The following is a 21,410-nucleotide window of genomic DNA, read 5'->3' on the forward strand; positions in this document are numbered from 1 at the left end:
TCGCGATTACTGTGCAGCCTTAGCTTCTTTCACTAGCTGAGCAACACGCTCAGATAGTTGCGCGCCTTTACCAGTCCAGTATTCAACACGCTCTAAATCAATGCGTAGCTTCTCTTCCTGACCGCGAGCAACTGGGTTGAAGAAACCGATGCGTTCGATAAAACGACCATCGCGCGCATTGCGAGAATCAGCAACAGTGATTTGGTAAAAAGGACGCTTTTTTGCGCCGCCACGAGACAAACGAATTGTGACCATACGATGATCCCTTTATTGTGCTAGGTTTTGGTATCGCCCAGCGTTAGCTTGCCGCCTTCAGTCCGTATTTGTTATCCAAGACAACTAAAACACGCTTCAATTGCGGTACTGATAAAACAATAGGGGCCGGATTCTACTAGAACCACCCCCTATTTGAAAGCATATATGCTACTTTGTGGTCAAAAAACCATCACAGTTTTGGGAAGCCACCAGGGCCGCCACCCATGCCCGGCGGCATCATACCCTTCATACCGCGCATCAGCTTCGACATACCGCCTTTACCCGAGAACTTCTTCATCATCTTAGACATCTGTTTATGCTGTTTTAGCAGACGATTGATATCTTGAATTTGAGTTCCTGAACCCGCTGCAATTCGCTTTTTGCGTGAGCCGGAAATGATATCCGGGTTGCGACGTTCCGCAGGCGTCATAGAGTTGATGATCGACTCCATCTGTACAATACCCTTCTCTGCTTTCGCAGCGTCTGCAGCTTGCGCAAGCTGACCCATACCGGGCATCTTATCCAGCATTCCCATCATGCCGCCCATATTCTTCATCTGCTGGATCTGTTCACGGAAGTCTTCAAGATCAAACCCTTTCCCTTTCTTGATCTTCTTGGCGAACTTCTCCGCTTTAGTCTTATCGATCTTGCGCTCAGCTTCTTCAATAAGCGAAAGAACATCACCCATACCCAGAATGCGTGATGCAAGACGATCTGGGTGGAATGGCTCGAGTGCGTCAACCTTCTCACCCATACCGATGAACTTAATCGGCTTACCTGTGATGTGTCTTACAGATAACGCAGCACCACCGCGCGCATCGCCATCTGCTTTCGTCAGCACGACACCGGTGAGCGGCAGAACATCATTAAACGCTCGCGCCGTGTTAGCCGCATCTTGACCCGTCATTGCATCAACAACGAATAATGTTTCAACCGGATTGATCGCAGCATGCAGTGCTTTGATCTCGTCCATCATGTCGCTATCAACATGCAAACGGCCTGCCGTATCCACTAGCAGCACATCGTAGTGCTGAATACGTGCATGGTTGATCGCAGCATTCGCAATATCGATCGGCTTTTGCTCAGCAGTTGAAGGGAAGAAGTCGACACCCACTTCACTCGCTAATGTTTCTAGCTGCTTGATCGCTGCAGGACGATATACGTCAGCAGAAACAACCAAAACTTTTTTCTTCTCGCGCTCACGCAAAAAGCGCGACAGCTTCGCAACAGACGTGGTCTTACCCGCACCTTGCAGACCCGCCATAAGAACAACGGCAGGCGGTTGAGCAGAGAGGTTTAGCTCTTCATTGGCTTCACCCATGACGCGTACAAGTTCTTCGTTGACAATTTTAACGAAGACTTGGCCCGGCTTTAGGCTAGAACTCACCTCTTGGCCAATCGCGCGCTCTTTAACGCCATTTACAAACTCTTTAACGACGGGTAACGCAACATCCGCTTCCAAAAGCGCCATGCGGACTTCACGCAGTGTGCCTTTGATGTTGTCTTCTGTGAGTTTTGCCTGTCCGGTAACGGAGCGTAGCGTTTTCGTTAAGCGATCTGACAGATTCTCAAACATAGTTACCTCTAATGCGCGTCTTTGCTGTGTTGAAATCCGCTCTACCGGTTATCCAACATTATCTAAGAAGCGTCTTGAAATCATAAATTTGCAGCATTATAACTCAGCGATCTTTATCCCCCCACCCATATTTTCAGCGTGCAGCATTTGTGACACACTTAGGCTCTTATCAGGAGGGCATGATGCTAACCATCTCGACACTGCTGGCCGTTGTTTTCTACTTTGCCGCAGCATCTATACAGTTTCTAAAACTTAAACGTCGTATCACGTTAAATGGCAGCATTATCAAAGGGTGCGCCATTGCAGGAATGCTGATGCACACCTTCGCGTTGTATTTGGTACTACATCGCCCCGATGGCATCAACCTTGGCACCTTTATCGCAGGTTCTTTAGTTGGGTGGTTAGTTGCCGGCGTTGTGGTTATCAGCAGCCTGCGCCAGCAGATCGATAACCTCTATATCGGTGTACTACCGATGGCTGCCCTCGCCGCACTCACCGCGATTTGGCTGCCTAATTTGGGGACAACCAAACTCTACAGTGGCGGTCTGCTGTTACATATATTGCTGTCTATTTTGGCGTATAGCATCTTTACGGTCGCAACGTTTCAAGCATTCTTGCTATCGATGCAGGACCAAGCGCTAAAGCAGCACCACACACGTGGTCTTGTATCTTCCCTGCCGCCGCTCCAGACCATGGAGCGCCTGCTGTTTGAGATGTTATGGATTGGTATCAGCTTGCTGACCGCGTCGCTAATTACCGGCTTCATCTACGTTGATGATTTCTTTGCCCAACATCTCGTGCATAAAACCGTATTCACTATGCTCGCTTGGCTACTCTACGCAGTACTGCTGTGGGGGCACAAAGTACAGGGTTGGCGAGCCCAAAAAGCCGTGCGTTGGACGATCAGTGGTTTCTTCTTGCTGATGATCGGTTTCTTCGGCTCAAAGATGGTGATTGAGGTATTAAACCTTTAGATGGTGAGTACCTCTTGACACCTCGTGGCCCGCTCTTGAAAATGAAGCTCCACTAAGTAATTTAAGGCCTCCCACATTGGAAGAAGCATCGATAAGTTTTCTTCTCGGAATTCTCGTTTTTCTGATCTGTTGTTCTGCTTTTTTCTCGAGTTCTGAAACCGGCATGATGTCGCTCAACCGGTATCGACTAAAGCATTTAGTAAAACAGAAACATGCGGGGGCCCGCAGAGCGAGCAACCTCTTAGACCGTCCAGATCGCCTCATCGGCGTTATTTTGATCGGCAACAACTTCGTTAACATCTTAGCCACCTCAATTGCTACCGTGCTAGCTGTGCGCATTTGGGGAGACGCTGGTATTGCCATCGCTACAGCTGCGCTGACATTAGTGATCCTAATTTTCGCTGAAGTCACGCCCAAGACAATGGCTGCGCTATTTCCAGAACGCATCGCATTTCCAGCTTCATTTATTTTAACGCCTCTGCTCAAGCTACTTTATCCACTCGTTTGGATCGTTAACGGAATCACAAATAGCATCTTGAAGGTGTTTGGCGTTAGCGTTGATAGCCAGAACGAGGACCATCTCAGCACCGAAGAGCTGCGCACACTGGTCAATGAAGCTGGCGCCCTGCTGCCAAAGCGCAAACAGTCGATGCTGCTAGGCGTTTTAGAGCTCAATGATGTGACCGTTGACGACATCATGATCCCGAAAAACGAGATTCAAGGTATCGACCTTGATCTTGAGCTGGATGAGATCCTCGATAAGCTATCCAAAACCGCCCACACTCGTCTGCCGGTTTACAATGGTGATGTGAACAAAGTGGTTGGCATTTTGCACATGCGCAACCTAGCACAACTGATCCAGCAGGGCATGGTGACGAAAGCCGCTATCTTGCAGGTGATCGCAGAGCCGTATTTCATTCCAGAAAGCACACCGCTGCAAACTCAACTTCTGAACTTTCAAAAAGAGAGCCGCCGCATTGGGTTAGTGGTGGATGAGTACGGTGATGTACAAGGTATTGCAACGCTTGAGGATATCCTCGAAGAGATCGTTGGAGAGCTCTCTGCAGATCACAAAGAGGAGAACTCTGATATTCACCTGCAGGAGGATGGCAGCTACTTCATCGAAGCCTCTGCCTATATTCGCGAGATCAATAAGACGCTCAACTGGGAGCTTCCTACTGATGGGCCGAAAACACTCAACGGCCTTATCATTGAGACGCTTGAATCGATCCCCGATGCAAACGTTTGCCTGACCATTGGCCAGTATCGTATTGAGACGCTACAAATCACTGACAACTTGATTAAGTCAGCACGCCTAGTAGCGATTCCTCAACGCTCATAGCACTTGCCGAGCTAGCCTGTAACAGGCTAGCTCGTCGTCAACTTCTCAGTCACGCTTTGTACTTTATCAGCCATGGTTTGGTCGCGATCAGTGCGTGTTCCGATACGCATACTGGTCGTGACTCGCGGAGCTCCTAATTCATGCACCACCTCGTGGCAACGCTTCACCACGGCAAATACTTCATCCCACTCACCTTCAATATTAGTTCCGTAGGCATGCATCAGGTGGGATAAACCTGCCGCTTCGATCTCCTGCTGGCAGGCGGCCACATAGGACGATACCGATACACCAACACCCATCGGCACCACACATAAGTCAATCATCACCTTCATCACATGCTCCTCAACAAATCTCGCCTTGATGGCGGCGCGCGACTTTTTCGAGCACCTCGCGCTTTTGCGCATTGGTTAGCACACCCCACTCGCCAATCTCGATCCCGTGACGGCGGCAAGCAATACACAGATCGTGCTCATCCAGTGCACAAACACCGACACACGGACTCCTCACAGGCTTATCTTCGTTAGTCTCAACACTCACTGTCGTGCTCCGGTCGCGGTTTCATTGGGATGTTAGCGTCAAACCCAACGTTCAAAAGTTCTACAAGCATATAAGCGGTTAACCCCCATATGATATGCCCTTCATATTCGTATGCGGGAACGTAATGCGTTAAACCTTTAAAGCGAATACTATCCGTACGCGCGCGATGATCCTGTAAAAAGAAGGATAGCGGTGCGGTAAAAATACTTTCTAGTTCATCCGGGTTGGCCTCAAGCCGCAACCCTGTGGGCACAATACCAACCCACGGCGTCACCTGTAACTGATGCTTGGACATCACCTGACCAAGATTGCCTAGCACATCAACCGCATTGGGTGATAAGCCGATCTCCTCCTCAGCTTCGCGCAGTGCCGTAAACAGAAGGTCAGGATCTGCTGGATCTTGCTTACCGCCCGGAAACGCCACCTCCCCGCGGTGCGTAGACAAGCGCGAGGAGCGCTTGGTCAAAATCACCTCAGGATCGGCTGCGTCCGTCAGCGCAATGAGCACACTTGCTTGGGGCTGTGCGCTTCTGAACTGGTATGGGGAGTACTGCTGTAAACGCTCTCGTAGTTGTTCGAGCATAAACCCTCGTATCGATTAAACTTGCTGGATATGAGCGTGAAAACCGCTTGTCGTCTATCGCCTCTTATCTCAAAATAGCTCTCAAAAAGGGAGAGTGAGATAGATGAAGTTCTGTAGCGTATGCGGCCACACCGTTACCCTAAAAGTACCCGAGAACGATAACCTACCGCGCTTCGTCTGCGAGAACTGCGCTACGATTCATTATAGCAACCCTAAGATTGTTGCCGGTTGCCTTCCTGTATACCAAGATACATACGTTTTACTGTGCAAACGTGCGATTGAGCCGCGCCTCGGCTACTGGACACTTCCCGCAGGTTTCATGGAAAACAACGAGTCCACCGAGCAAGCTGCCCTACGCGAAACCGCAGAGGAGGCAAACGCACAGGTTGATATACGTAAGCTCTACACGCTCACATCCATCGTACATGTCAGCCAAGTGCAGTTGATCTACCTTGCTGACCTGCCAAAACCTGAGTTTGATATCAGCTCAGAATCGTCTGAAGTACGCCTATTCCACCTCGATGAAATCCCGTGGGATCAGTTAGCTTTTCAGACGATACGAAACGCACTGCGCTTTTATATAGAGGATTTAGCCCGTGGGGAGTTCCCTCTGCACTGCGTCGATATTAACACACCACCGGGCGTCTACACTGACCCTAAAAACTAAGCGCTAGCGGTTTCTGGCGCAGACTCTGAGCTGCGCTGCTGGCTCAGAACCACTCCGGCCAGCACCACGCCAGAGGCGAGCAACTGTTCGAAGGTCATACGCTCATCCAAGATAATAAACGCAAGTAAGAGCGTGATGACCGGGATCAAGTTAATAAATGCTGATGCCTGCGAAACTTTCACTTTAGAAACGGCAAAATTATACAGCCCATACGCACCGATATTGATGAATACACCGAGGTAGAGAATAGCCATTACGCCAGAGCCTGCCCACTCAGCTGGGAGTGTCGTTTGCGGTAAAAATAGCAATGGAAAAAAGAACACCGAACCACAAAAGGCTTGCAAGGCTGTCAAAAACCACGGCGAGTAACGCTCACTCAGATGCTTAAGAGCCAACGAATAAACCGCTGCACAGACCATGGCACAAAACTCTAAAAAGTTACCCAGTAGCGGGTTAGGAGCATGTGCCGAATCCTCAGCAGTGAGGCTAAGCCATAGCGCACCGGCCACCGCCACTAAAAACCCAAACAGCGCCGAGCGGCTCATCCGCTCTTTCAATACAAAGAACGCACCAATACCCACAAGCAGCGGCGCCATCGCGGTAATCATTCCAGCTTGTGCGGCCGAGGTGTAAGTCAGTGCATTCGCTTCAAATACGAAGTACAAGCAAGGCTCAGCGATGACCATCACGGCAAGCCAAAGCAAGTCGCCACGGCGATACTCAAAGCGGCACCAAAGTTTATAAAACGGAATAAAGCACAAGGCTCCGATTAACATGCGCCCGAAGATCACCACCATCGGATCGTAATGCATAAAAGCCAGTTTGAGCGCAATAAATGAACTTGCCCACAACGCCATCGCGAAAAACAAGCTCAGCGTTGGCAACCAACGAAGCAACATAGCGTTATTCCTTTTGCTGTTAGTGCTTTAGTGGACCTTATGCAATAGACGCACGAAGTCTTGAGAAGTCAGCGGTTTAGAGAAGTAGAAGCCCTGTACTTGATCACACCCGTAAGCACCCAAGAAGTTGAGCTGCGCTTCGGTTTCAACGCCTTCCGCGATGGTTTCCAAGCTTAAGTGGCGGGCCACATCCAAGATTGAGGCAGTAATCGCGTTATCATCGCTATCATCTGGCAAACCGTCGATAAAGGCGCGATCGATTTTGAGCTTATCAAGAGAGAACTTTTTAAGATAGGCCAGACTAGAATATCCGGTGCCAAAGTCATCGAGAGCCGTTCGCACACCGATCGCGCGGAAGCTACTGAGTAGCTGCTGAGCGCGATTCACATCGTTCATTAGCGTGCTTTCCGTAAGCTCCAACTCTAGATGAGATGCAGGAAAACCGGTGCGCTCCAGAATATCCATCACGGTTTCAAAAAAACCTTCGCGGAATTGTACCGGTGAGACATTAATCGCCACACAGGGCAGATCAAACCCTTGCTTTAACCACTCAGCGCCTTGGCGACAACCCTCTTCTAGGACCCAATCACCGATTGAGAGGATGAGTCCAGAATCCTCTGCCAGCGGGATAAACTCCGCAGGCGAGATAAACTGGCCATCATGTTTCCAGCGAAGCAAGGCTTCGCAGCCAACGATGCTGCGATCTAGTAAATTGTACTGCGGCTGATAATAGAGTTCTAACTCGTCGCGCTCTAATGCCATACGCAACGCGCTTTCCATCAATAAACGGCGAGACGCTTTCGCATTAAGGTCACGGCGATAAAACTGATAGTTGTTACGTCCCTGAGATTTAGCATGATAGAGCGCTGCATCGGCACTACTTAGCAATGCCCCAAAGTCGGCACCATCATCAGGATAAGATGCGATACCGATACTTGGTGTAACCACGAGGTCAAAGTCTTTATCTTTGATCGCTTCCGCTACCACCTGAATCAAGCGCTGGGCATAGGTACCAGCACTCTCTGTGACTTCAGGCTGCTCTCTTAACAAGATGACAAACTCATCACCGCCCAAGCGCCCGATCATATCAATATCAACCACATCTTGACGCAAACGCTGCGCGATCTCCTGCAAAACCTTATCGCCAACCCAGTGGCCCAAGGAGTCATTGATCACTTTAAAACGGTCAAGATCCATAAATAGCAGGTGGAACTGGTGCAACTCACCCTGATCCACTTCATTGATAAGACGCGCGACCTGCGCCATCAGGTGGCGCCGGTTAGGTAACCCGGTCAGCTCGTCATAATCAGCCATGTAACGTAGCTGCTCTTCCGCTTTCTTTTGATCCGACACATCGCTGAAAGTCGCAATATAGTTCACTACGTTGCCATCTTCATCGCGTGAAACTGCGATAGATAGTTGCTCGGGGTAAACCGCTCCTGACTTGGTCCGGTTCCAGATTTCACCCGCCCATCGCCCTTCATCTTGCAGCACACGCCACATGCTGTCGTAGAACTCGCGTGTGTGCTTTCCAGAGGAGAGAATGGATGGCGAGCGCCCTACCACTTCCTCCTCTTGGTAGCCGGTAATGGCAGTAAAGGATCGGTTAACCGCTACAATCTGGTTATCGGGGTTCGTGACGATGATACCCTCGCTCGCAGTGTCAAAAACACGCGATGCAATCCGTAACGCCTTGGCATCACCTTCAATTTTGGACTGCTGCGTTTCGATACTCTTCTGATAGGCATAGAACAAACGTTTCAGCCAACTGCCATATAACCAAGCACAGACCAGTACACCTGCCCCGATCACAGACAGTGCAATCACCAGCTTGATAAAGTCACGTCGGTCATTCTCTTTCTGGCGTAACACCAGATCACGATATACGGCTTCAATCTCTTCGGGGTACACCCCAGCGACCAGCACCCAACCCCACTCGTCAACGTTCTGCACCAGCGAGAGCTTGCGTGCTATCCGCGGCTCATCAGTATTGGGCGTGAACCAATCGTATTGCACAAAGCCACCGCCTTGCTCAGCCACCGCCAACACTTTATGCACAACATCGCGCTCCATTTTGGATGGAATGTTGTCCACATGAACAGGGAACTGCGCACTCGATTTAGGTGCATAGAGAACATTTCCCTCTCGGTCGAGTACCGAAAAATATCCGTTATCGCCGAATCTCAGAGAACGTATCCGTGTGAGAGCAATCTCTTTGAGATCATTCTCAAATTGATATAGGTAGTCTCCAGCGCCAATAATCCAGCCATACGGCTCAAATAAGCGCACGTAAGCAATTTTATTACGCATCTGATCGGGATAGTCCGGCGCATACCAACGATAGCGGCTATACCCCGAGTGGGTTTCGCTTTGTTCCACTACGTCAATCAAACCACGCATGATGTAATGCCCAGTATCGTCACGATTATCGAGTAGCGACGACCCCTCTAAGTCGGGTGCAGTCGGCAACAATATGCACTGCCCGGCCATATCATCAATAAAATAGTAACCACGCCCACTAAAAAAACGCGGTCCACGCAACGCTTCAATTATCTGAGTTTTGAGCTGCGCCTCCGTTAGACGCTGCTGGTTTTGTTGGTATAACGAATGGGCAAGGTGGTAGGCAAGATCAACAACCTCTTTCGATTGCTGCTCCAACTCCATCTCCGCTTGTGTTGACGTAAAGCGGATATAATCATGCAAGGAGTTTAACTCGTGCGTTAGGCGCTTTTTCTGCGCTTCCACCACATCGACATGCAACTCTTCCAAGCGTGATGTGTCATCATAGAGTCGAGAGAAAAAGAAAACGATGGTTGTCGCGAGCAGTAATAACACTGCGCCTAGCATGCCTGCTGTTAGGTAACGCGGGATAGATTGCGTATCAATGTTGAGTGACATAACGGGTTACAAACTACTCCCACCAACAAAGCCCTCTGCAATCAGGGCCAAACTTGCCTTTACAAACAAAAACCTGTTTGCATAAAGCGACAACACTTTTGAAGGCGCCTACTATATCAGTTCTTTAGTCAGACCAATAGAAAAACAACATTCTATATACTGATTTAAAAGTCAGAAAGTTTCCATACGTCAAAGGCGGGTTCTTCATAGGGGTGAGTATGACGTAGCTCAGCGATGACAGATTTGATGAGCTCATCGCTGCAAACCATTTCGACCTTCCACTCAGGTAAGGTCTCGAGCTGACCATGCTGGCCTATAAACGGTTGACTATGTTCGTTAGGACGGAACTGACCCTCGCCTAAGGTTTGCCAGCAACAAGCCTCATAGTCACCTATTCGACCAGCGCCGACAGCAAAAAGGGCCTCTTTGACAAGCTCACGATGAGATTCAGGGACAAAAAACGCTAATTTATACACTTAGCTCTCCTTGGAAAGGCGGTAAAACATCGTGAGCCGATCAAAAATATCGCTAAATAGAGCGTTACATCTCTTCGATCTGGCGACGCATATCCTCAATCTTGCGTGAAACAACCTTCTCGAGATGCTCAATGTCATCGAGCAAGCGCTGCTTATGATCTTGGCTCGCACGCTCAGCTGCAACCAAGCTATCCAGCTCTGCAACTGCACGCAAGAAGTAAGGCGATGACTCTGTAGTAGCGATGTACGGCACACGACCTTCGTTCACACGCATATTCTTGTGCATGCGCTTGAACTTGAACTTTTTGCTCTTCGCCATCCATTCACCTTGGTGGCGATGGAAGTAGATTTTTAGGACATCAACATCGCCTTCAATGCGCGAAGTATAACGTTCGATATCGCTAGGTTCTTCAATACCCATCTCAGTTAATGTGGGGAATTTTTCCTCTGACATAGCCCTACTGCTCCTGAATAGCGTTTCGTTATATACAAAAGTATAACGCAGACTAGCTGAAATACTCGGCAAAGCAAATAGAAAAGTCAGCCTCACCTGACTCATGTCGCGAAAACAAAAAAGCCGCTTCAAAGCGGCTTTTTATCACGCGTTCGGCACACGTAGCAATTAACGCAGATCCAACACATCCTGCATATCGAACAAGCCTTTATCGTGACTTTCGAGCCACTTGGATGCGCGCACTGCACCTTTAGCAAACGTCATTCGGCTGCTCGCTTTGTGGGTAATTTCGATCCGCTCACCCTCATTGGCGAACAGCACCGTATGATCACCAACCACATCACCGGCACGAATCGTCTCAAAACCGATCTCTTCACGCGTCCGTGCACCCACTTGGCCTTCACGCCCGTAGACGGCACACTTCTTAAGATCGCGACCTAAGGCACCCGCTACCGCCTCACCCATACTAAGCGCTGTGCCTGATGGTGAGTCAACTTTGTGGCGGTGGTGTGTCTCAATGATCTCGACGTCATAGTCATCACCAAGTGTGCGAGCCACCATATCGAGCACCTTGAAACATAAGTTCACACCCACACTCATATTGGACGCAAACATCACCGCTGTTTTTTCAGCACACGCAGCTAGGTGCGCTTTCTGATCATCGGTTAGACCTGTCGTGCCGATCACCATCTTTTTGCCATGCTCAGCACAGAACGTCAGGTTTTCCATCGTTGTCTCTGGCTGCGTAAAATCAATCAGCACGTCAAAATCGTCAACGATATCTTGCAAAGAGCCAGCCAACGCGACATTTAACTTGCCTACGCCGGCAAGCTCGCCCACATCAGCACCAATCAAGCTAGAATCAGGCAAGACCGTCGCTGCTGTTAGCTCGACACCATCCGCTTGGGTTACCGCTTCAACTAGTGTTTTACCCATGCGCCCAGCAGCGCCCATTACCGCAACTCTCATTATTTGTCTCTCCTGCAAAATCATTTAGCCCAGCTTGTGATCCATATCGAACGCGGGGGTTTCGCAACCCGCAGCACCGACCACTTTAGCAGGCACACCAACCACTGTGGTATGTGGTGGTACATTATCTAATACGACACTACCGCCGCCAACCTTGGCACCTTTACCGACTTCAATGTTGCCAAAGATCTTCGCACCGGCGGCGATCAAAACGCCTTCGCGAATCTTAGGATGACGATCACCACTCTCTTTACCGGTACCGCCCAGCGTGACGTTCTGCAAAATGGAAACGTCATTCTCGATCACACAGGTTTCGCCGATCACAACACCTGTCGCATGGTCAAGCATGACGCCTTGGCCAATCTGTGCGGCAGGATGGATATCCACCTGCAAAACACTACTCACACGGCTTTGAATATAGAGCGCCATAGAACGTCGACCCTCTTGCCACATCCAATGCGCAACGCGATGAGCTTGCAGTGCATGGAAGCCCTTCAGGTAAAGCAACACGGTTGAGGCGAGACTAATCGCAGGGTCACGAGTTTTGACTGCGAGAATATCGCAACAGGCCGCATCAATGATGCGCGGATCTGCATCCATCGCTTGCTCTATTAGCTCACGTAGCAACACCGGCTGCATAACATCGTCCGCTAGTTTATTAGCGAGAATGTACGATAGCGCCGCCTTGATCTCAGCATGATTGATAATGCTCGAATGATAAAAACTCGCTAAGAATGGCTCCTTAGCCACTTCAGCTTTAGCTTCCTCTTGCAGGCTAGCCCACAACTCATCCGACGCGATACATCTTTCTCTCAACATGGACGCTCCACGGTAAACAAAATCGGGCCGCATCGCGGCCCGTTAAACTAGTCTTCAAAGAACTTTTTCACCGAGTCGAAGAAAGAATCCTTTTTAGGACTGTGTTTCTTCTGACCTTCGTCGGTGGTTTGCTGGAACTCTCGCAGCAGCTCTTTTTGTCGGCTGGTGAGGTTGACTGGCGTCTCGATCACGACACGAACCATCAAGTCCCCAGCACCGCCACCCCGCACCGGTGCAACACCTTTACCACGCAAGCGGAACAGTTTACCGGTTTGTGTTTCAGCGGGTACTTTTAACTTAACACGGCCATCTAAGGTTGGCACTTCAAGCTCACCACCCAACGCCGCATCGATAAAGCTAATTGGTACTTCACAATATAGATGGCGACCATCGCGCTCGAAAATTGCGTGTTCTCGTACGTTAACCTGCACATACAGATCACCCGCAGGACCACCATGCGTTCCCGCTTCACCTTCGCCAGACAGACGAACACGGTCTCCTGTATCCACACCCGCTGGGATCTTAACGGATAGTGTCTTGGTCTTCTCGACACGCCCTTGGCCATGACAAGCATCGCAAGGATCGCTGATAACGGTACCTTCACCACGACACGTCGGACACGTTTGCTGCACGGCAAAGAAGCCTTGTTGCATGCGTACTTGGCCAACACCGCCACATGTGCCACACGTTTTAACACTCGTACCCGGTTTAGCACCGCTGCCATCACAGACTTCACAACCCACGAGTGTTGGTACGGTGATCTTCTTCTCGACACCACGCACCGCCTCTTCCAGAGTGAGGTCCATGGTGTAACGCAGATCTGCACCACGCTGCACCGAGCTACGACGTCGGCCACCGCCTCCGCCGCCAAAGATATCCCCGAAAACATCGCCGAAGATATCAGAGAAGCCCTCAGCACCGCCGAAGCCACCGCCACCCATACCCGAATTGGGGTCAACGCCAGCGTGACCGTACTGGTCATACGCCGCTTTTTTCTGGGCATCCGATAAGATTTCGTAGGCTTCATTCACCTCTTTAAACTTATCTTCGGCTTCTTGGTCGTCTGGATTACGGTCAGGGTGGTATTTCATCGCCATACGACGAAATGCTTTTTTAATGTCGCGATCACTAGCGCCGCGATCAACACCTAGTACTTCGTAATAATCTCTCTTAGACATATATCCGGTTCTTCTTTCGTTCCGCGGCTAGCTCCCGCCGGGAGCCGGACACGACAACGCGGGCTAGCGCCCGCGTTGCCACATTTCAGTAATGATAAGGGCAAGCGCGAAGCTTACTTCTTGTCATCCTTCACTTCTTCAAACTCAGCATCAACTGCGTCGTCTGCTGGACCTTGCTGCTGAGCATCAGCGCCTTCAGGTGCAGCACCTTCTGCTTGAGCAGCTTCGGCGTACATCTTCTGAGCCAAGCCAGAAATCGCTTCAGTCAAGGCTTCAGTTTTCGCTTCGATAGCGTCTTTGTCGTCGCCTTTCAGCGCTTCTTCAAGTGCAGAGATCGCCGCTTCAATGCTCGTTTTCTCTTCCTCTGTCGCCTTATCGCCTGCTTCTTTGAGCGTTTTCTTCGCTGAATGAACCATCGCGTCGCCTTGGTTACGCGCACTGGTTAGCTCTTCGAACTTCTTATCTGCATCAGCGTTAGCTTCAGCATCACGTACCATTTGCTCGATCTCGTCATCACTCAAACCAGAGGATGCTTTAATCACGATAGACTGCTCTTTACCTGTCGCTTTGTCTTTCGCTGATACGTTCAAGATACCGTTGGCATCCAAGTCGAATGTTACTTCGATCTGTGGCACACCACGTGGCGCTGGCGGAATATCAGCCAAGTCGAAGCGACCCAGAGATTTGTTCTGTGATGCTTGCTTACGCTCACCTTGGACAACATGGATCGTTACTGCGTTTTGGTTGTCATCAGCCGTAGAGAAGATCTGCGACTTCTTCGTTGGAATAGTCGTGTTCTTCTCAATAACCGGTGTTGCCACACCGCCCATCGTTTCGATACCTAGCGTTAGCGGTGTTACGTCCAATAGCAGGACATCTTTAACATCGCCAGACAGTACCGCGCCTTGAATCGCTGCACCCATCGCTACCGCTTCATCAGGGTTCACGTCACGGCGTGCTTCTTTACCGAAGAAGTCAGCAACCACTTGCTGTACCAGCGGCATACGTGTTTGGCCGCCCACAAGAATCACTTCATCAACTTCCGATGTGCTCAAGCCCGCATCTTGCAACGCAGTACGGCAAGGGTTGATAGAGTTAGTTACCAAATCTTCAACCAAAGATTCCAGCTTCGCACGTGTCACTTTAACGTTAAGGTGCTTAGGACCTGTCGCATCGGCAGTGATGTAAGGCAGGTTAACGTCAGTCGACTGAGCAGAAGACAGCTCAACTTTTGCTTTCTCTGCGGCTTCTTTCAAACGCTGTAGTGCCAGTGGATCATTGTGCAGATCGATACCAGACTCTTTCTTAAACTCAGCTGCCAAGTATTCAATCAAGCGCAGGTCGAAGTCTTCACCACCTAAGAAAGTATCGCCGTTAGTCGCCAATACTTCGAACTGGTGCTCACCGTCAACTTCTGCAATTTCGATGATGGAGATATCGAATGTACCACCACCTAGGTCATACACAGCGATTGTTTTGTCGCCAGACGACTTATCCATACCGTAAGCCAATGCCGCAGCTGTTGGCTCGTTGATGATACGCTTAACATCTAGACCCGCGATTTTACCGGCATCTTTAGTTGCTTGACGCTGCGCATCGTTAAAGTAAGCAGGTACGGTGATAACCGCTTCTGATACAGACTCACCCAAGTAATCTTCCGCTGTCTTCTTCATCTTCTTCAGAATTTCAGCAGATACCTGCGGTGCAGCCATCTTCTGGCCTTTAACTTCTACCCAAGCATCGCCATTGTCTGCTTCGATAATTTTGTACGGCACCATTGTGATGTCTTTTTGCACGACATCGTCTTTAAAACGACGACCGATCAGACGCTTGATCGCAAACAGCGTATTGTCTGGGTTTGTTACCGCCTGACGTTTTGCCGGTTGACCCACCAATACTTCGCCATCATCTGCATAACCGATTACAGATGGAGTTGTGCGATCGCCTTCTGCGTTCTCAATAACGCGTGCTTTTTCGCCTTCCAATACCGCGACACAAGAGTTCGTTGTGCCAAGGTCGATACCAATAATTTTACCCATGCCTGTCTACTCCGATATTTGTTACCCGTTCGGACGGGCTAAAAATCTGTTTTTTAACTACTTGCCTTGTTAATGGCTGCATGTTTTGCAATTTCAAGGCTTTTAATAAGGTTTTTTTAACCTTTAGCGACCATAACCATCGCAGGGCGCATTAAGCGGCCGCTCAAGCTATAACCCTTCTGCATAACCGCTACGACCGTATTCGGCTCTGCATCCGGCGTTTCCACCATCGACATCGCTTGGTGCAGCGCTGGATCAAAGGCTTCACCTTGCGGATCGATCTGCTCAATATCGAACTTTGCAAGGCCGCTCAAGAACATCGACAACGTCATCTCAACGCCTTCTCGGATGGCCTTTGTTGCCTCTTCATCGCCGCACGACTCAATGGCACGCTCAAGGTTATCCACGATTGGCAGCATCTCATTAGCAAACTTTTCCAGACCAAACTTATGCGCCTTCTCAACGTCTTGCTCTGCACGGCGACGTACATTTTGCAGCTCTGCTGCGGCACGCAACGCTTGATCTTTTAGCTGTGCAACCTCGTCCTGTGCTGCGGCAAGTTCTGCTTCGAGCCCGGCTTCGTCCTCTGTCTCAACAGACTCATCTAAGATCTCTTCCTGGGGTGCGGCCTCAACCTGATTTGCTTCTGCCTCAGGTGATTCAACCTGTTCGTTTTGAGTTTGTTCAGATGACATCGAGATATCTCCCATTAACGCTGCCAAAAATAAAAAATAACTGCTTGGTAAATGGGGATATAGAGATGGCTATTCAACCCCTGCGAAGGCGATTTTTTTAATTTATTCGACCACGAATTGATTGCATCGCGTACAGAAATAACCTATACATAAAACACTGTATAAAAACACAGATATGGGCTTGCATATGTTAACTCAGCTGACCATCCGCAATTACGCCATCGTTGAATCGCTAGACCTTGAACTTAGCCAAGGTATGACCGCCATTAGTGGTGAAACCGGTGCCGGCAAATCGATCATGCTCGATGCGCTAGGGCTGACGCTGGGCGATCGCGCCGATAGTGGCAGCGTAAGGCAAGGCGCCGAACGCGCTGAGATTATTGCCAGCTTTGATATCTCAGCGTTGCCAAGCGCCCATCAGTGGTTAACAGAACAAGAGCTAGATCTAGATGGAGACTGTATTGTCCGCCGCGTGATCACCAAAGAGGGTCGCTCTCGCGGTTACATCAACGGCCAACCTAGCCCACTTAGCAGTCTTAAAGAGCTAGGAGAACACCTGATCGCGATTCATGGGCAGCACGAACATCAGCGCCTGATGAAGAAAGAGCACCATCGCGAGCTGCTCGACCAGTTCGCGCAACAACAGGCTTTGGCCTCTAAAGTGCGCCAACTATACACCCAATGGCATGAGCAAAAGCAGCACCTTGAACGCTTGCAAACACTTGATGATGAAGCACAAGCGCGCGTACAACTGCTGAGCTATCAAGTTGAGGAGCTCAACCAACTTGCACTAGGCGATGACGAGCTGAGCACACTCGAGGTGGAACACCAAGAACTGAACCAAGCGGGGCAGATTTTGCAAAATGGCCATCATGCACTATCGCTTACAGCCGATGGTGAGCAAGACAACTGCTATCAGTTATTGCATCAAGCGATTCATCAGCTCATCGAGCTTCCTAAAGGCTCAGCGACAGAACAAGTTATTGACCTACTCAGTAGCGCTCAAATTCAGATCGAAGAAGCCAATCAGGAGCTACGCCACTACCTAGACCGCGTCGATATTAACCCAGCTCGGCTCACCGAAGTTGAAGAGCGCCTATCAAGCATCTACGAGATGGCACGTAAACACCGCGTATCCGCCAAAGAGCTCCCTGGGCTGCATACTCAGTTAGCCGAGGAGCTAGCATCACTTAATAGCTCAGATGAGGCAATTGCATCACTAGAAGCCGAGGTTAAAGCGCACTTTGAGCGCTACAAGCAACATGCCGATAAGCTCAGCAAAGCACGCCAAAAAGCTGCCAAAAAGCTCAATACTCTGATCGATACAGAACTCAGCGAACTGGGTATGCCTGCGGCTTCATTCATCGCCACACTGAATGAAACCGCCAAACCAACGCCTTATGGTTTAGAGGAGATTGAGTTTTTAATCGCTACCAACCGAGGTCAACCCGCACGCGCTTTAGGCAAGATCGCATCAGGTGGCGAATTGTCCCGTATCAGCCTTGCAATACAAGTTATTACCGCTCAAACAGCAACCACACCAACACTCATTTTTGACGAGGTGGATGTGGGTATCGGCGGAGCCATTGCCGAAGTGGTAGGCCAGAAATTACGCCAACTTGGCGAACGCTCACAAGTGATGTGCGTAACGCACCAACCACAGGTGGCCTCACAAGGGCATCAGCATCTTTTCGTTAGCAAGAAAGCCAGCCGCTCTAATACTCAAACTCAGATAAATGCGTTGCAACAGAAGGATCGAATTGAAGAGATCGCCCGCATGTTAGGCGGGATTGATGTGACACAGCGCTCCAGAGAGCATGCAAGAGAAATGCTAGGGTTAGGCTAGAGCCGGTACGCACGCGGCTTAACACCGGGCGTACCAAAGCGCGAATTACTTATCAGTCCCTTTGTATTCGCCGTATAGATAGATCGTACGATCGGTAATCTCAAAGCCCATCGTCTCTGCGATTTCTGTAAGCAGTTCGTTCAAGCGCGGATCGTTAAACTCTTTCACAACGCCAGACTTAACGCAGACCATATGGTCGTGGTGTTCATCACGAGCTAGCTCAAATACCGAGTGGCCGCCTTCAAAGTGGTGACGCGATACTAAGCCAGCGCCTTCAAATTGAGTAAGGACACGGTAAACCGTTGCCAAGCCGACATCTTCACCCATCTCCATAAGGAGTTTGTAGATATCCTCTGCGCTAAAGTGATCTCCCTCACTTGCCTGCTCCAGAATCTGATAAATCTTAACGCGCGGCAGCGTAACCTTGAGGCCAGCCTTTCTTAACTCTTGATTTTCGAGGGACATGATCTTTTCTCTATTGATTCCAACAAGTGAATGTTAGACTCTAATTATCGTTATTTACACCACAAAGTGAAGCCAAATAAAGATGCGAAAGGTTCTTATCAGTATTATCGCGGCTACAGTGATCTCGGGATGCTCTGAATTTCCGGGCGTCTACAAGATAGACATTCCACAGGGCAACATCGTAACACAAGAAATGGTTGATCAACTGCGCCCCGGCATGAACCATAACCAAGTGCGCTACGTCCTTGGTACACCGTTAATCACCGATACTTTCCACGATGGCCGCTGGGACTACATCTACACAATCAAGAAAGGTAACGGTGATTACTCCCGCGAGCGCTTCTCGGTATTTTTTGAACAAGGCAAACTGGTCAAGGTGTCTGGCGACTATCGCCCATCGCCAAGTAACTAAACCTTTGCAGCCCCACGAATGCGGCACTTAGCTGCATGAAAACGTTCGTGCGGAGCGTTATCCTTGCTCCGCCTCTTTCTTCGCTTTCATCTTCGCAGCACGGCGCGCGCGCGCCTCTTTCGGATCCGCAATCAGCGGGCGATAGATCTCTACCCGCTGCCCTGCTTTAAGCACTTGATCCCGCGGGTTTCTTACCGCTTTACCAAAAACGCCCATCGGATCGGTATCAGGGTTGATTTGAGGAAATTCGTTCGTAATACCTGAAGCGATCACCGCATCATAAACTGAGCAGCCCTCTTCAACTCGCACGGCGATAATCTTTTGCTTATCGGGTAGGGCGTAAGCTACCTCAACGGTTATTGGATTATCCATAAACTTCATCTGCTCGCTGTACAAAGGCATCCACCATTGTCGTGGCCACCTGATTAAAGACTTTACTCATCGCCATGCCGGTAAGCTTGTTGGCAAACTCAAAGCCCAAGCTCAAACTCACTTTACAGGCTTCATCGCTTAGAGGCTCAAACGTCCATACACCCGATAAACGGGAAAACGGGCCTTCTAATAGTTCGATTTCGATACGCTCAGGACGCTGCAAAGCGTTCCGTGTCGAAAAACTGTACCTCAGCCCCGCCTTGGCAAGATGCAGCGTTGCCTCCATCTTGTGATCATCGGCAAACAATAGGTCTGTCGATTCACACCAAGGCAGAAATGCCGGGTACGCCTTCACATCGTTCACGATATCGAACATTTGCTGCGCACTGTGAAGAACCAATGCGCTGCGATCAACTTGAGTCATGCTTAACTTCCGCTCTAGATTGCGAACTTATTGTACAAATTTACAACGAAGATTGCTGCAACCGCGACCGGGGCGACAAACCTAATCGCTAAATACCAAGCATGAAATAGCCACGGCTTGGATAATGACAACTCCTCTTCGAGGGCTACGCGCTTCATACGCCAGCCAGCGAAAAGGCAGATCATCAACCCTCCTAAGGGCAACATAATGTTCGCGGTGGCGAAGTCCATTAAGTCAAAGAGCGTCATCCCCGCAACGGTCATATCTGAGATTTCGTTGAAAGAACCTAAACAAGCGATACCAAGCAGCCAGACAAGCAAACCGAGCATCATACATGCACTAGCTCGCGATATCGGAAACTTCTCCACCAACCAAGCGACTGCAGGCTCCATCAGCGAGATTGCGGAGGTCCAAGCCGCCACACCGATCAGCAGAAAGAACAAAAACCCAAAGATTTGGCCGCCAAGCATCTGCCCAAACGCCACCGGTAGTGTAATAAACATCAAGCCTGGGCCTGCACCGGGGTCCAGATCATTCGCAAATACGATCGGAAATATCGCTAAACCGGCAACCAGAGCCACCAACGTATCCAGCGCTGCAATCATTAAAACCGTGCTACCAATACTGGCTTTACTCGGCATGTAGGAGCCGTATGCCATGATCGCGCCCATCCCCAACGACAACGTAAAGAATGCATGGCCAAGAGCGACTAAAATAGCCTCCATCGTTAGCTTGGAAAGATCAAAAGCAAACAGGAATTCAACGCCTTGCATGAATGCCCCGGTTGTCATCGCGTAGACCAACAAGACAAATAACAAGACGAACAGCGCAGGCATCATCACTCGCGTAGCACGCTCTAGCCCTTTACTCACGCCGCCCGCGACAACAACCAAAACCATGACAACAAAGATCGAGTGCCACATTAACAGCACTTTAGGGTCAGCCAATAAGGCTTCGAACTGGCGCGACGCCATGGCGCTACCAATGTCGATATAATCGCCCCGCACCATGCCGGCAATGTAGTGGAGCACCCAACCTGCCACAACCGAATAGAAGGAGAAGATCATCACCCCGGCTAGTGCACCAACCCAGCCCACTGCGGACCAACGCGGACTACGCCCAGACTCAACGGCGACATCTTTCATCGAATTGATCGGACTGTGGCGACCTCGACGCCCGATCAGCACTTCAGAGATCATGATCGGCACGCCTACCAGCAAGATACATACAAGATAAACGAGCACAAACGCACCACCGCCGTTTTCACCCGTGATGTAAGGAAATTTCCAGATATTACCCAGTCCAACTGCCGACCCTGTCGCCGCTAATACGAAAATCCAACGGCTCGTCCAAGATCCATGCATGGATAACTTTTCTTGCATAACTGCTCTCTTAACACTCAAGTTCGCTGTAAAGCACGGCATTGTTCACACATTTCATAGCGCTGACAACGTCATAGCTCAGATTTTTCGTAAAGTTTTAATCACATCGCATTTACCGCAACAGAATGTGCCACACCAACGAACAATG

23 protein-coding genes are annotated in these 21,410 nt (G+C 49.8%); 5 read left to right on the plus strand and 18 right to left on the minus strand.

What is annotated here, in order from left to right; genetic code table 11:
- Positions 1 to 6: 6 nt before the first annotated feature.
- Both rpsP and ffh read right to left on the minus strand, forming a co-directional pair.
- A complete protein-coding gene (gene rpsP, locus EOE65_RS05345) occupies positions 7 to 255 on the minus strand; it encodes a 30S ribosomal protein S16 (protein ID WP_127693268.1) in 249 nt (82 codons plus the stop codon).
- Between the two features lie 190 nt (positions 256 to 445).
- Positions 446 to 1,831, minus strand: a complete 1,386-nt coding sequence (gene ffh, locus EOE65_RS05350) for a signal recognition particle protein (RefSeq protein WP_127693269.1) — start codon at positions 1,829 to 1,831, stop codon at positions 446 to 448.
- 179 nt (positions 1,832 to 2,010) lie between these two features.
- Between ffh and EOE65_RS05355 the strand changes: the two genes are divergently transcribed.
- Complete coding sequence (locus EOE65_RS05355) at positions 2,011 to 2,805, plus strand: cytochrome C assembly family protein (protein WP_240656921.1); 795 nt, start codon at positions 2,011 to 2,013, stop codon at positions 2,803 to 2,805.
- Between the two features lie 76 nt (positions 2,806 to 2,881).
- Positions 2,882 to 4,147, plus strand: coding sequence for an HlyC/CorC family transporter (locus EOE65_RS05360; RefSeq protein WP_127693271.1), 1,266 nt, complete (start codon positions 2,882 to 2,884; stop codon positions 4,145 to 4,147).
- 26 nt (positions 4,148 to 4,173) lie between these two features.
- On the opposite strand, the gene EOE65_RS05365 is transcribed toward EOE65_RS05360, so the two are convergent.
- The 3 genes from EOE65_RS05365 to EOE65_RS05375 are packed head-to-tail and all read right to left on the minus strand — an operon-like array spanning position 4,174 to position 5,267.
- The gene (locus EOE65_RS05365) at positions 4,174 to 4,479 is read right to left on the minus strand and encodes an MTH1187 family thiamine-binding protein (protein ID WP_127693272.1); all 306 of its coding nucleotides are present in this window, start codon (positions 4,477 to 4,479) and stop codon (positions 4,174 to 4,176) included.
- A 10-nt stretch (positions 4,480 to 4,489) separates the two neighbouring features.
- On the minus strand, positions 4,490 to 4,684 hold the full coding sequence (locus tag EOE65_RS05370) for a DUF1289 domain-containing protein (protein WP_127693273.1): 195 nt from the start codon (positions 4,682 to 4,684) through the stop codon (positions 4,490 to 4,492).
- Positions 4,674 to 5,267 carry a CoA pyrophosphatase gene (locus EOE65_RS05375; protein ID WP_127693274.1) on the minus strand — a complete coding sequence of 198 codons (594 nt, stop codon included), beginning with the start codon at positions 5,265 to 5,267 and terminating at the stop codon, positions 4,674 to 4,676. Before EOE65_RS05375 ends, EOE65_RS05370 begins: the two co-directional genes overlap by 11 nt.
- A gap of 103 nt (positions 5,268 to 5,370) precedes the next feature.
- On the opposite strand from EOE65_RS05375, the gene EOE65_RS05380 reads away from it, so the two are divergent.
- The gene (locus EOE65_RS05380) at positions 5,371 to 5,934 is read left to right on the plus strand and encodes an NUDIX hydrolase (RefSeq protein WP_127693275.1); all 564 of its coding nucleotides are present in this window, start codon (positions 5,371 to 5,373) and stop codon (positions 5,932 to 5,934) included.
- Here EOE65_RS05380 and EOE65_RS05385 read toward each other — a convergent pair.
- From EOE65_RS05385 to grpE, 9 genes are all read right to left on the minus strand, one after another.
- A complete protein-coding gene (locus tag EOE65_RS05385; protein ID WP_127693276.1) occupies positions 5,931 to 6,833 on the minus strand; it encodes a DMT family transporter in 903 nt (300 codons plus the stop codon). The two genes, EOE65_RS05380 and EOE65_RS05385, sit on opposite strands and share 4 nt — an antisense overlap.
- A 27-nt stretch (positions 6,834 to 6,860) precedes the next feature.
- A complete protein-coding gene (locus tag EOE65_RS05390) occupies positions 6,861 to 9,731 on the minus strand; it encodes a bifunctional diguanylate cyclase/phosphodiesterase (protein WP_127693277.1) in 2,871 nt (956 codons plus the stop codon).
- Between the two features lie 164 nt (positions 9,732 to 9,895).
- Positions 9,896 to 10,207 carry a YqfO family protein gene (locus EOE65_RS05395; RefSeq protein ID WP_127693278.1) on the minus strand — a complete coding sequence of 104 codons (312 nt, stop codon included), beginning with the start codon at positions 10,205 to 10,207 and terminating at the stop codon, positions 9,896 to 9,898.
- Between the two features lie 64 nt (positions 10,208 to 10,271).
- On the minus strand, positions 10,272 to 10,661 hold the full coding sequence (locus EOE65_RS05400; protein WP_127693279.1) for a DUF3461 family protein: 390 nt from the start codon (positions 10,659 to 10,661) through the stop codon (positions 10,272 to 10,274).
- A gap of 168 nt (positions 10,662 to 10,829) precedes the next feature.
- Positions 10,830 to 11,630 carry a 4-hydroxy-tetrahydrodipicolinate reductase gene (gene dapB / locus EOE65_RS05405; protein ID WP_127693280.1) on the minus strand — a complete coding sequence of 267 codons (801 nt, stop codon included), beginning with the start codon at positions 11,628 to 11,630 and terminating at the stop codon, positions 10,830 to 10,832.
- A 24-nt stretch (positions 11,631 to 11,654) separates the two neighbouring features.
- Entirely contained in the window at positions 11,655 to 12,449 is a 795-nt protein-coding gene (cysE, locus tag EOE65_RS05410; protein WP_127693281.1) for a serine O-acetyltransferase, read from the minus strand.
- Positions 12,450 to 12,496: 47 nt separating this feature from the next.
- On the minus strand, positions 12,497 to 13,627 hold the full coding sequence (gene dnaJ, locus EOE65_RS05415; RefSeq protein WP_127693282.1) for a molecular chaperone DnaJ: 1,131 nt from the start codon (positions 13,625 to 13,627) through the stop codon (positions 12,497 to 12,499).
- Between the two features lie 113 nt (positions 13,628 to 13,740).
- Positions 13,741 to 15,666, minus strand: a complete 1,926-nt coding sequence (gene dnaK, locus EOE65_RS05420; protein ID WP_127693283.1) for a molecular chaperone DnaK — start codon at positions 15,664 to 15,666, stop codon at positions 13,741 to 13,743.
- Between the two features lie 116 nt (positions 15,667 to 15,782).
- Positions 15,783 to 16,361, minus strand: coding sequence for a nucleotide exchange factor GrpE (gene grpE, locus EOE65_RS05425; protein ID WP_127693284.1), 579 nt, complete (start codon positions 16,359 to 16,361; stop codon positions 15,783 to 15,785).
- Positions 16,362 to 16,548: 187 nt separating this feature from the next.
- Between grpE and recN the strand changes: the two genes are divergently transcribed.
- Positions 16,549 to 18,207, plus strand: a complete 1,659-nt coding sequence (gene recN / locus EOE65_RS05430; RefSeq protein ID WP_127693285.1) for a DNA repair protein RecN — start codon at positions 16,549 to 16,551, stop codon at positions 18,205 to 18,207.
- A gap of 45 nt (positions 18,208 to 18,252) precedes the next feature.
- Here recN and fur read toward each other — a convergent pair whose 3' ends face one another.
- Positions 18,253 to 18,672 carry a ferric iron uptake transcriptional regulator gene (fur, locus tag EOE65_RS05435; protein ID WP_127693286.1) on the minus strand — a complete coding sequence of 140 codons (420 nt, stop codon included), beginning with the start codon at positions 18,670 to 18,672 and terminating at the stop codon, positions 18,253 to 18,255.
- 82 nt (positions 18,673 to 18,754) lie between these two features.
- Between fur and EOE65_RS05440 the strand changes: the two genes are divergently transcribed.
- Positions 18,755 to 19,084, plus strand: coding sequence for an outer membrane protein assembly factor BamE (locus EOE65_RS05440; protein WP_127693287.1), 330 nt, complete (start codon positions 18,755 to 18,757; stop codon positions 19,082 to 19,084).
- A 57-nt stretch (positions 19,085 to 19,141) separates the two neighbouring features.
- Here EOE65_RS05440 and EOE65_RS05445 read toward each other — a convergent pair whose 3' ends face one another.
- From EOE65_RS05445 to EOE65_RS05455, 3 genes are read right to left on the minus strand one after another with little or no spacing between them, the layout of a single operon-like run.
- Positions 19,142 to 19,456 carry an RnfH family protein gene (locus tag EOE65_RS05445; protein WP_127693288.1) on the minus strand — a complete coding sequence of 105 codons (315 nt, stop codon included), beginning with the start codon at positions 19,454 to 19,456 and terminating at the stop codon, positions 19,142 to 19,144.
- Complete coding sequence (locus tag EOE65_RS05450) at positions 19,449 to 19,880, minus strand: type II toxin-antitoxin system RatA family toxin (RefSeq protein WP_127693289.1); 432 nt, start codon at positions 19,878 to 19,880, stop codon at positions 19,449 to 19,451. The genes EOE65_RS05445 and EOE65_RS05450 overlap by 8 nt, the downstream gene beginning before the upstream one ends.
- A gap of 14 nt (positions 19,881 to 19,894) precedes the next feature.
- Positions 19,895 to 21,262 carry a sodium-dependent transporter gene (locus EOE65_RS05455; RefSeq protein WP_127693290.1) on the minus strand — a complete coding sequence of 456 codons (1,368 nt, stop codon included), beginning with the start codon at positions 21,260 to 21,262 and terminating at the stop codon, positions 19,895 to 19,897.
- Positions 21,263 to 21,410 lie beyond the last annotated feature (148 nt).

Origin of the sequence: Neptunomonas marina (assembly GCF_004005935.1) — a bacterium.
GTDB classification, from domain to species: Bacteria; Pseudomonadota; Gammaproteobacteria; order Pseudomonadales; family Balneatricaceae; genus Neptunomonas; species Neptunomonas marina.

What these genes read in the sequence shown, in the direction of transcription:
- rpsP (WP_127693268.1), bottom strand. Translation starts at nt 255, where the DNA reads ATGGTCACAATTCGTTTGTCTCGTGGCGGCGCAAAAAAGCGTCCTTTT.
- ffh (WP_127693269.1), bottom strand. Translation starts at nt 1,831, where the DNA reads ATGTTTGAGAATCTGTCAGATCGCTTAACGAAAACGCTACGCTCCGTT.
- EOE65_RS05355 (WP_240656921.1), top strand. Translation starts at nt 2,011, where the DNA reads ATGATGCTAACCATCTCGACACTGCTGGCCGTTGTTTTCTACTTTGCC.
- EOE65_RS05365 (WP_127693272.1), bottom strand. Translation starts at nt 4,479, where the DNA reads ATGAAGGTGATGATTGACTTATGTGTGGTGCCGATGGGTGTTGGTGTA.
- EOE65_RS05375 (WP_127693274.1), bottom strand. Translation starts at nt 5,267, where the DNA reads ATGCTCGAACAACTACGAGAGCGTTTACAGCAGTACTCCCCATACCAG.
- EOE65_RS05380 (WP_127693275.1), top strand. Translation starts at nt 5,371, where the DNA reads ATGAAGTTCTGTAGCGTATGCGGCCACACCGTTACCCTAAAAGTACCC.
- EOE65_RS05385 (WP_127693276.1), bottom strand. Translation starts at nt 6,833, where the DNA reads ATGTTGCTTCGTTGGTTGCCAACGCTGAGCTTGTTTTTCGCGATGGCG.
- EOE65_RS05390 (WP_127693277.1), bottom strand. Translation starts at nt 9,731, where the DNA reads ATGTCACTCAACATTGATACGCAATCTATCCCGCGTTACCTAACAGCA.
- EOE65_RS05400 (WP_127693279.1), bottom strand. Translation starts at nt 10,661, where the DNA reads ATGTCAGAGGAAAAATTCCCCACATTAACTGAGATGGGTATTGAAGAA.
- dapB (WP_127693280.1), bottom strand. Translation starts at nt 11,630, where the DNA reads ATGAGAGTTGCGGTAATGGGCGCTGCTGGGCGCATGGGTAAAACACTA.
- cysE (WP_127693281.1), bottom strand. Translation starts at nt 12,449, where the DNA reads ATGTTGAGAGAAAGATGTATCGCGTCGGATGAGTTGTGGGCTAGCCTG.
- dnaJ (WP_127693282.1), bottom strand. Translation starts at nt 13,627, where the DNA reads ATGTCTAAGAGAGATTATTACGAAGTACTAGGTGTTGATCGCGGCGCT.
- dnaK (WP_127693283.1), bottom strand. Translation starts at nt 15,666, where the DNA reads ATGGGTAAAATTATTGGTATCGACCTTGGCACAACGAACTCTTGTGTC.
- grpE (WP_127693284.1), bottom strand. Translation starts at nt 16,361, where the DNA reads ATGTCATCTGAACAAACTCAAAACGAACAGGTTGAATCACCTGAGGCA.
- recN (WP_127693285.1), top strand. Translation starts at nt 16,549, where the DNA reads ATGTTAACTCAGCTGACCATCCGCAATTACGCCATCGTTGAATCGCTA.
- fur (WP_127693286.1), bottom strand. Translation starts at nt 18,672, where the DNA reads ATGTCCCTCGAAAATCAAGAGTTAAGAAAGGCTGGCCTCAAGGTTACG.
- EOE65_RS05440 (WP_127693287.1), top strand. Translation starts at nt 18,755, where the DNA reads ATGCGAAAGGTTCTTATCAGTATTATCGCGGCTACAGTGATCTCGGGA.
- EOE65_RS05445 (WP_127693288.1), bottom strand. Translation starts at nt 19,456, where the DNA reads ATGGATAATCCAATAACCGTTGAGGTAGCTTACGCCCTACCCGATAAG.
- EOE65_RS05450 (WP_127693289.1), bottom strand. Translation starts at nt 19,880, where the DNA reads ATGACTCAAGTTGATCGCAGCGCATTGGTTCTTCACAGTGCGCAGCAA.
- EOE65_RS05455 (WP_127693290.1), bottom strand. Translation starts at nt 21,262, where the DNA reads ATGCAAGAAAAGTTATCCATGCATGGATCTTGGACGAGCCGTTGGATT.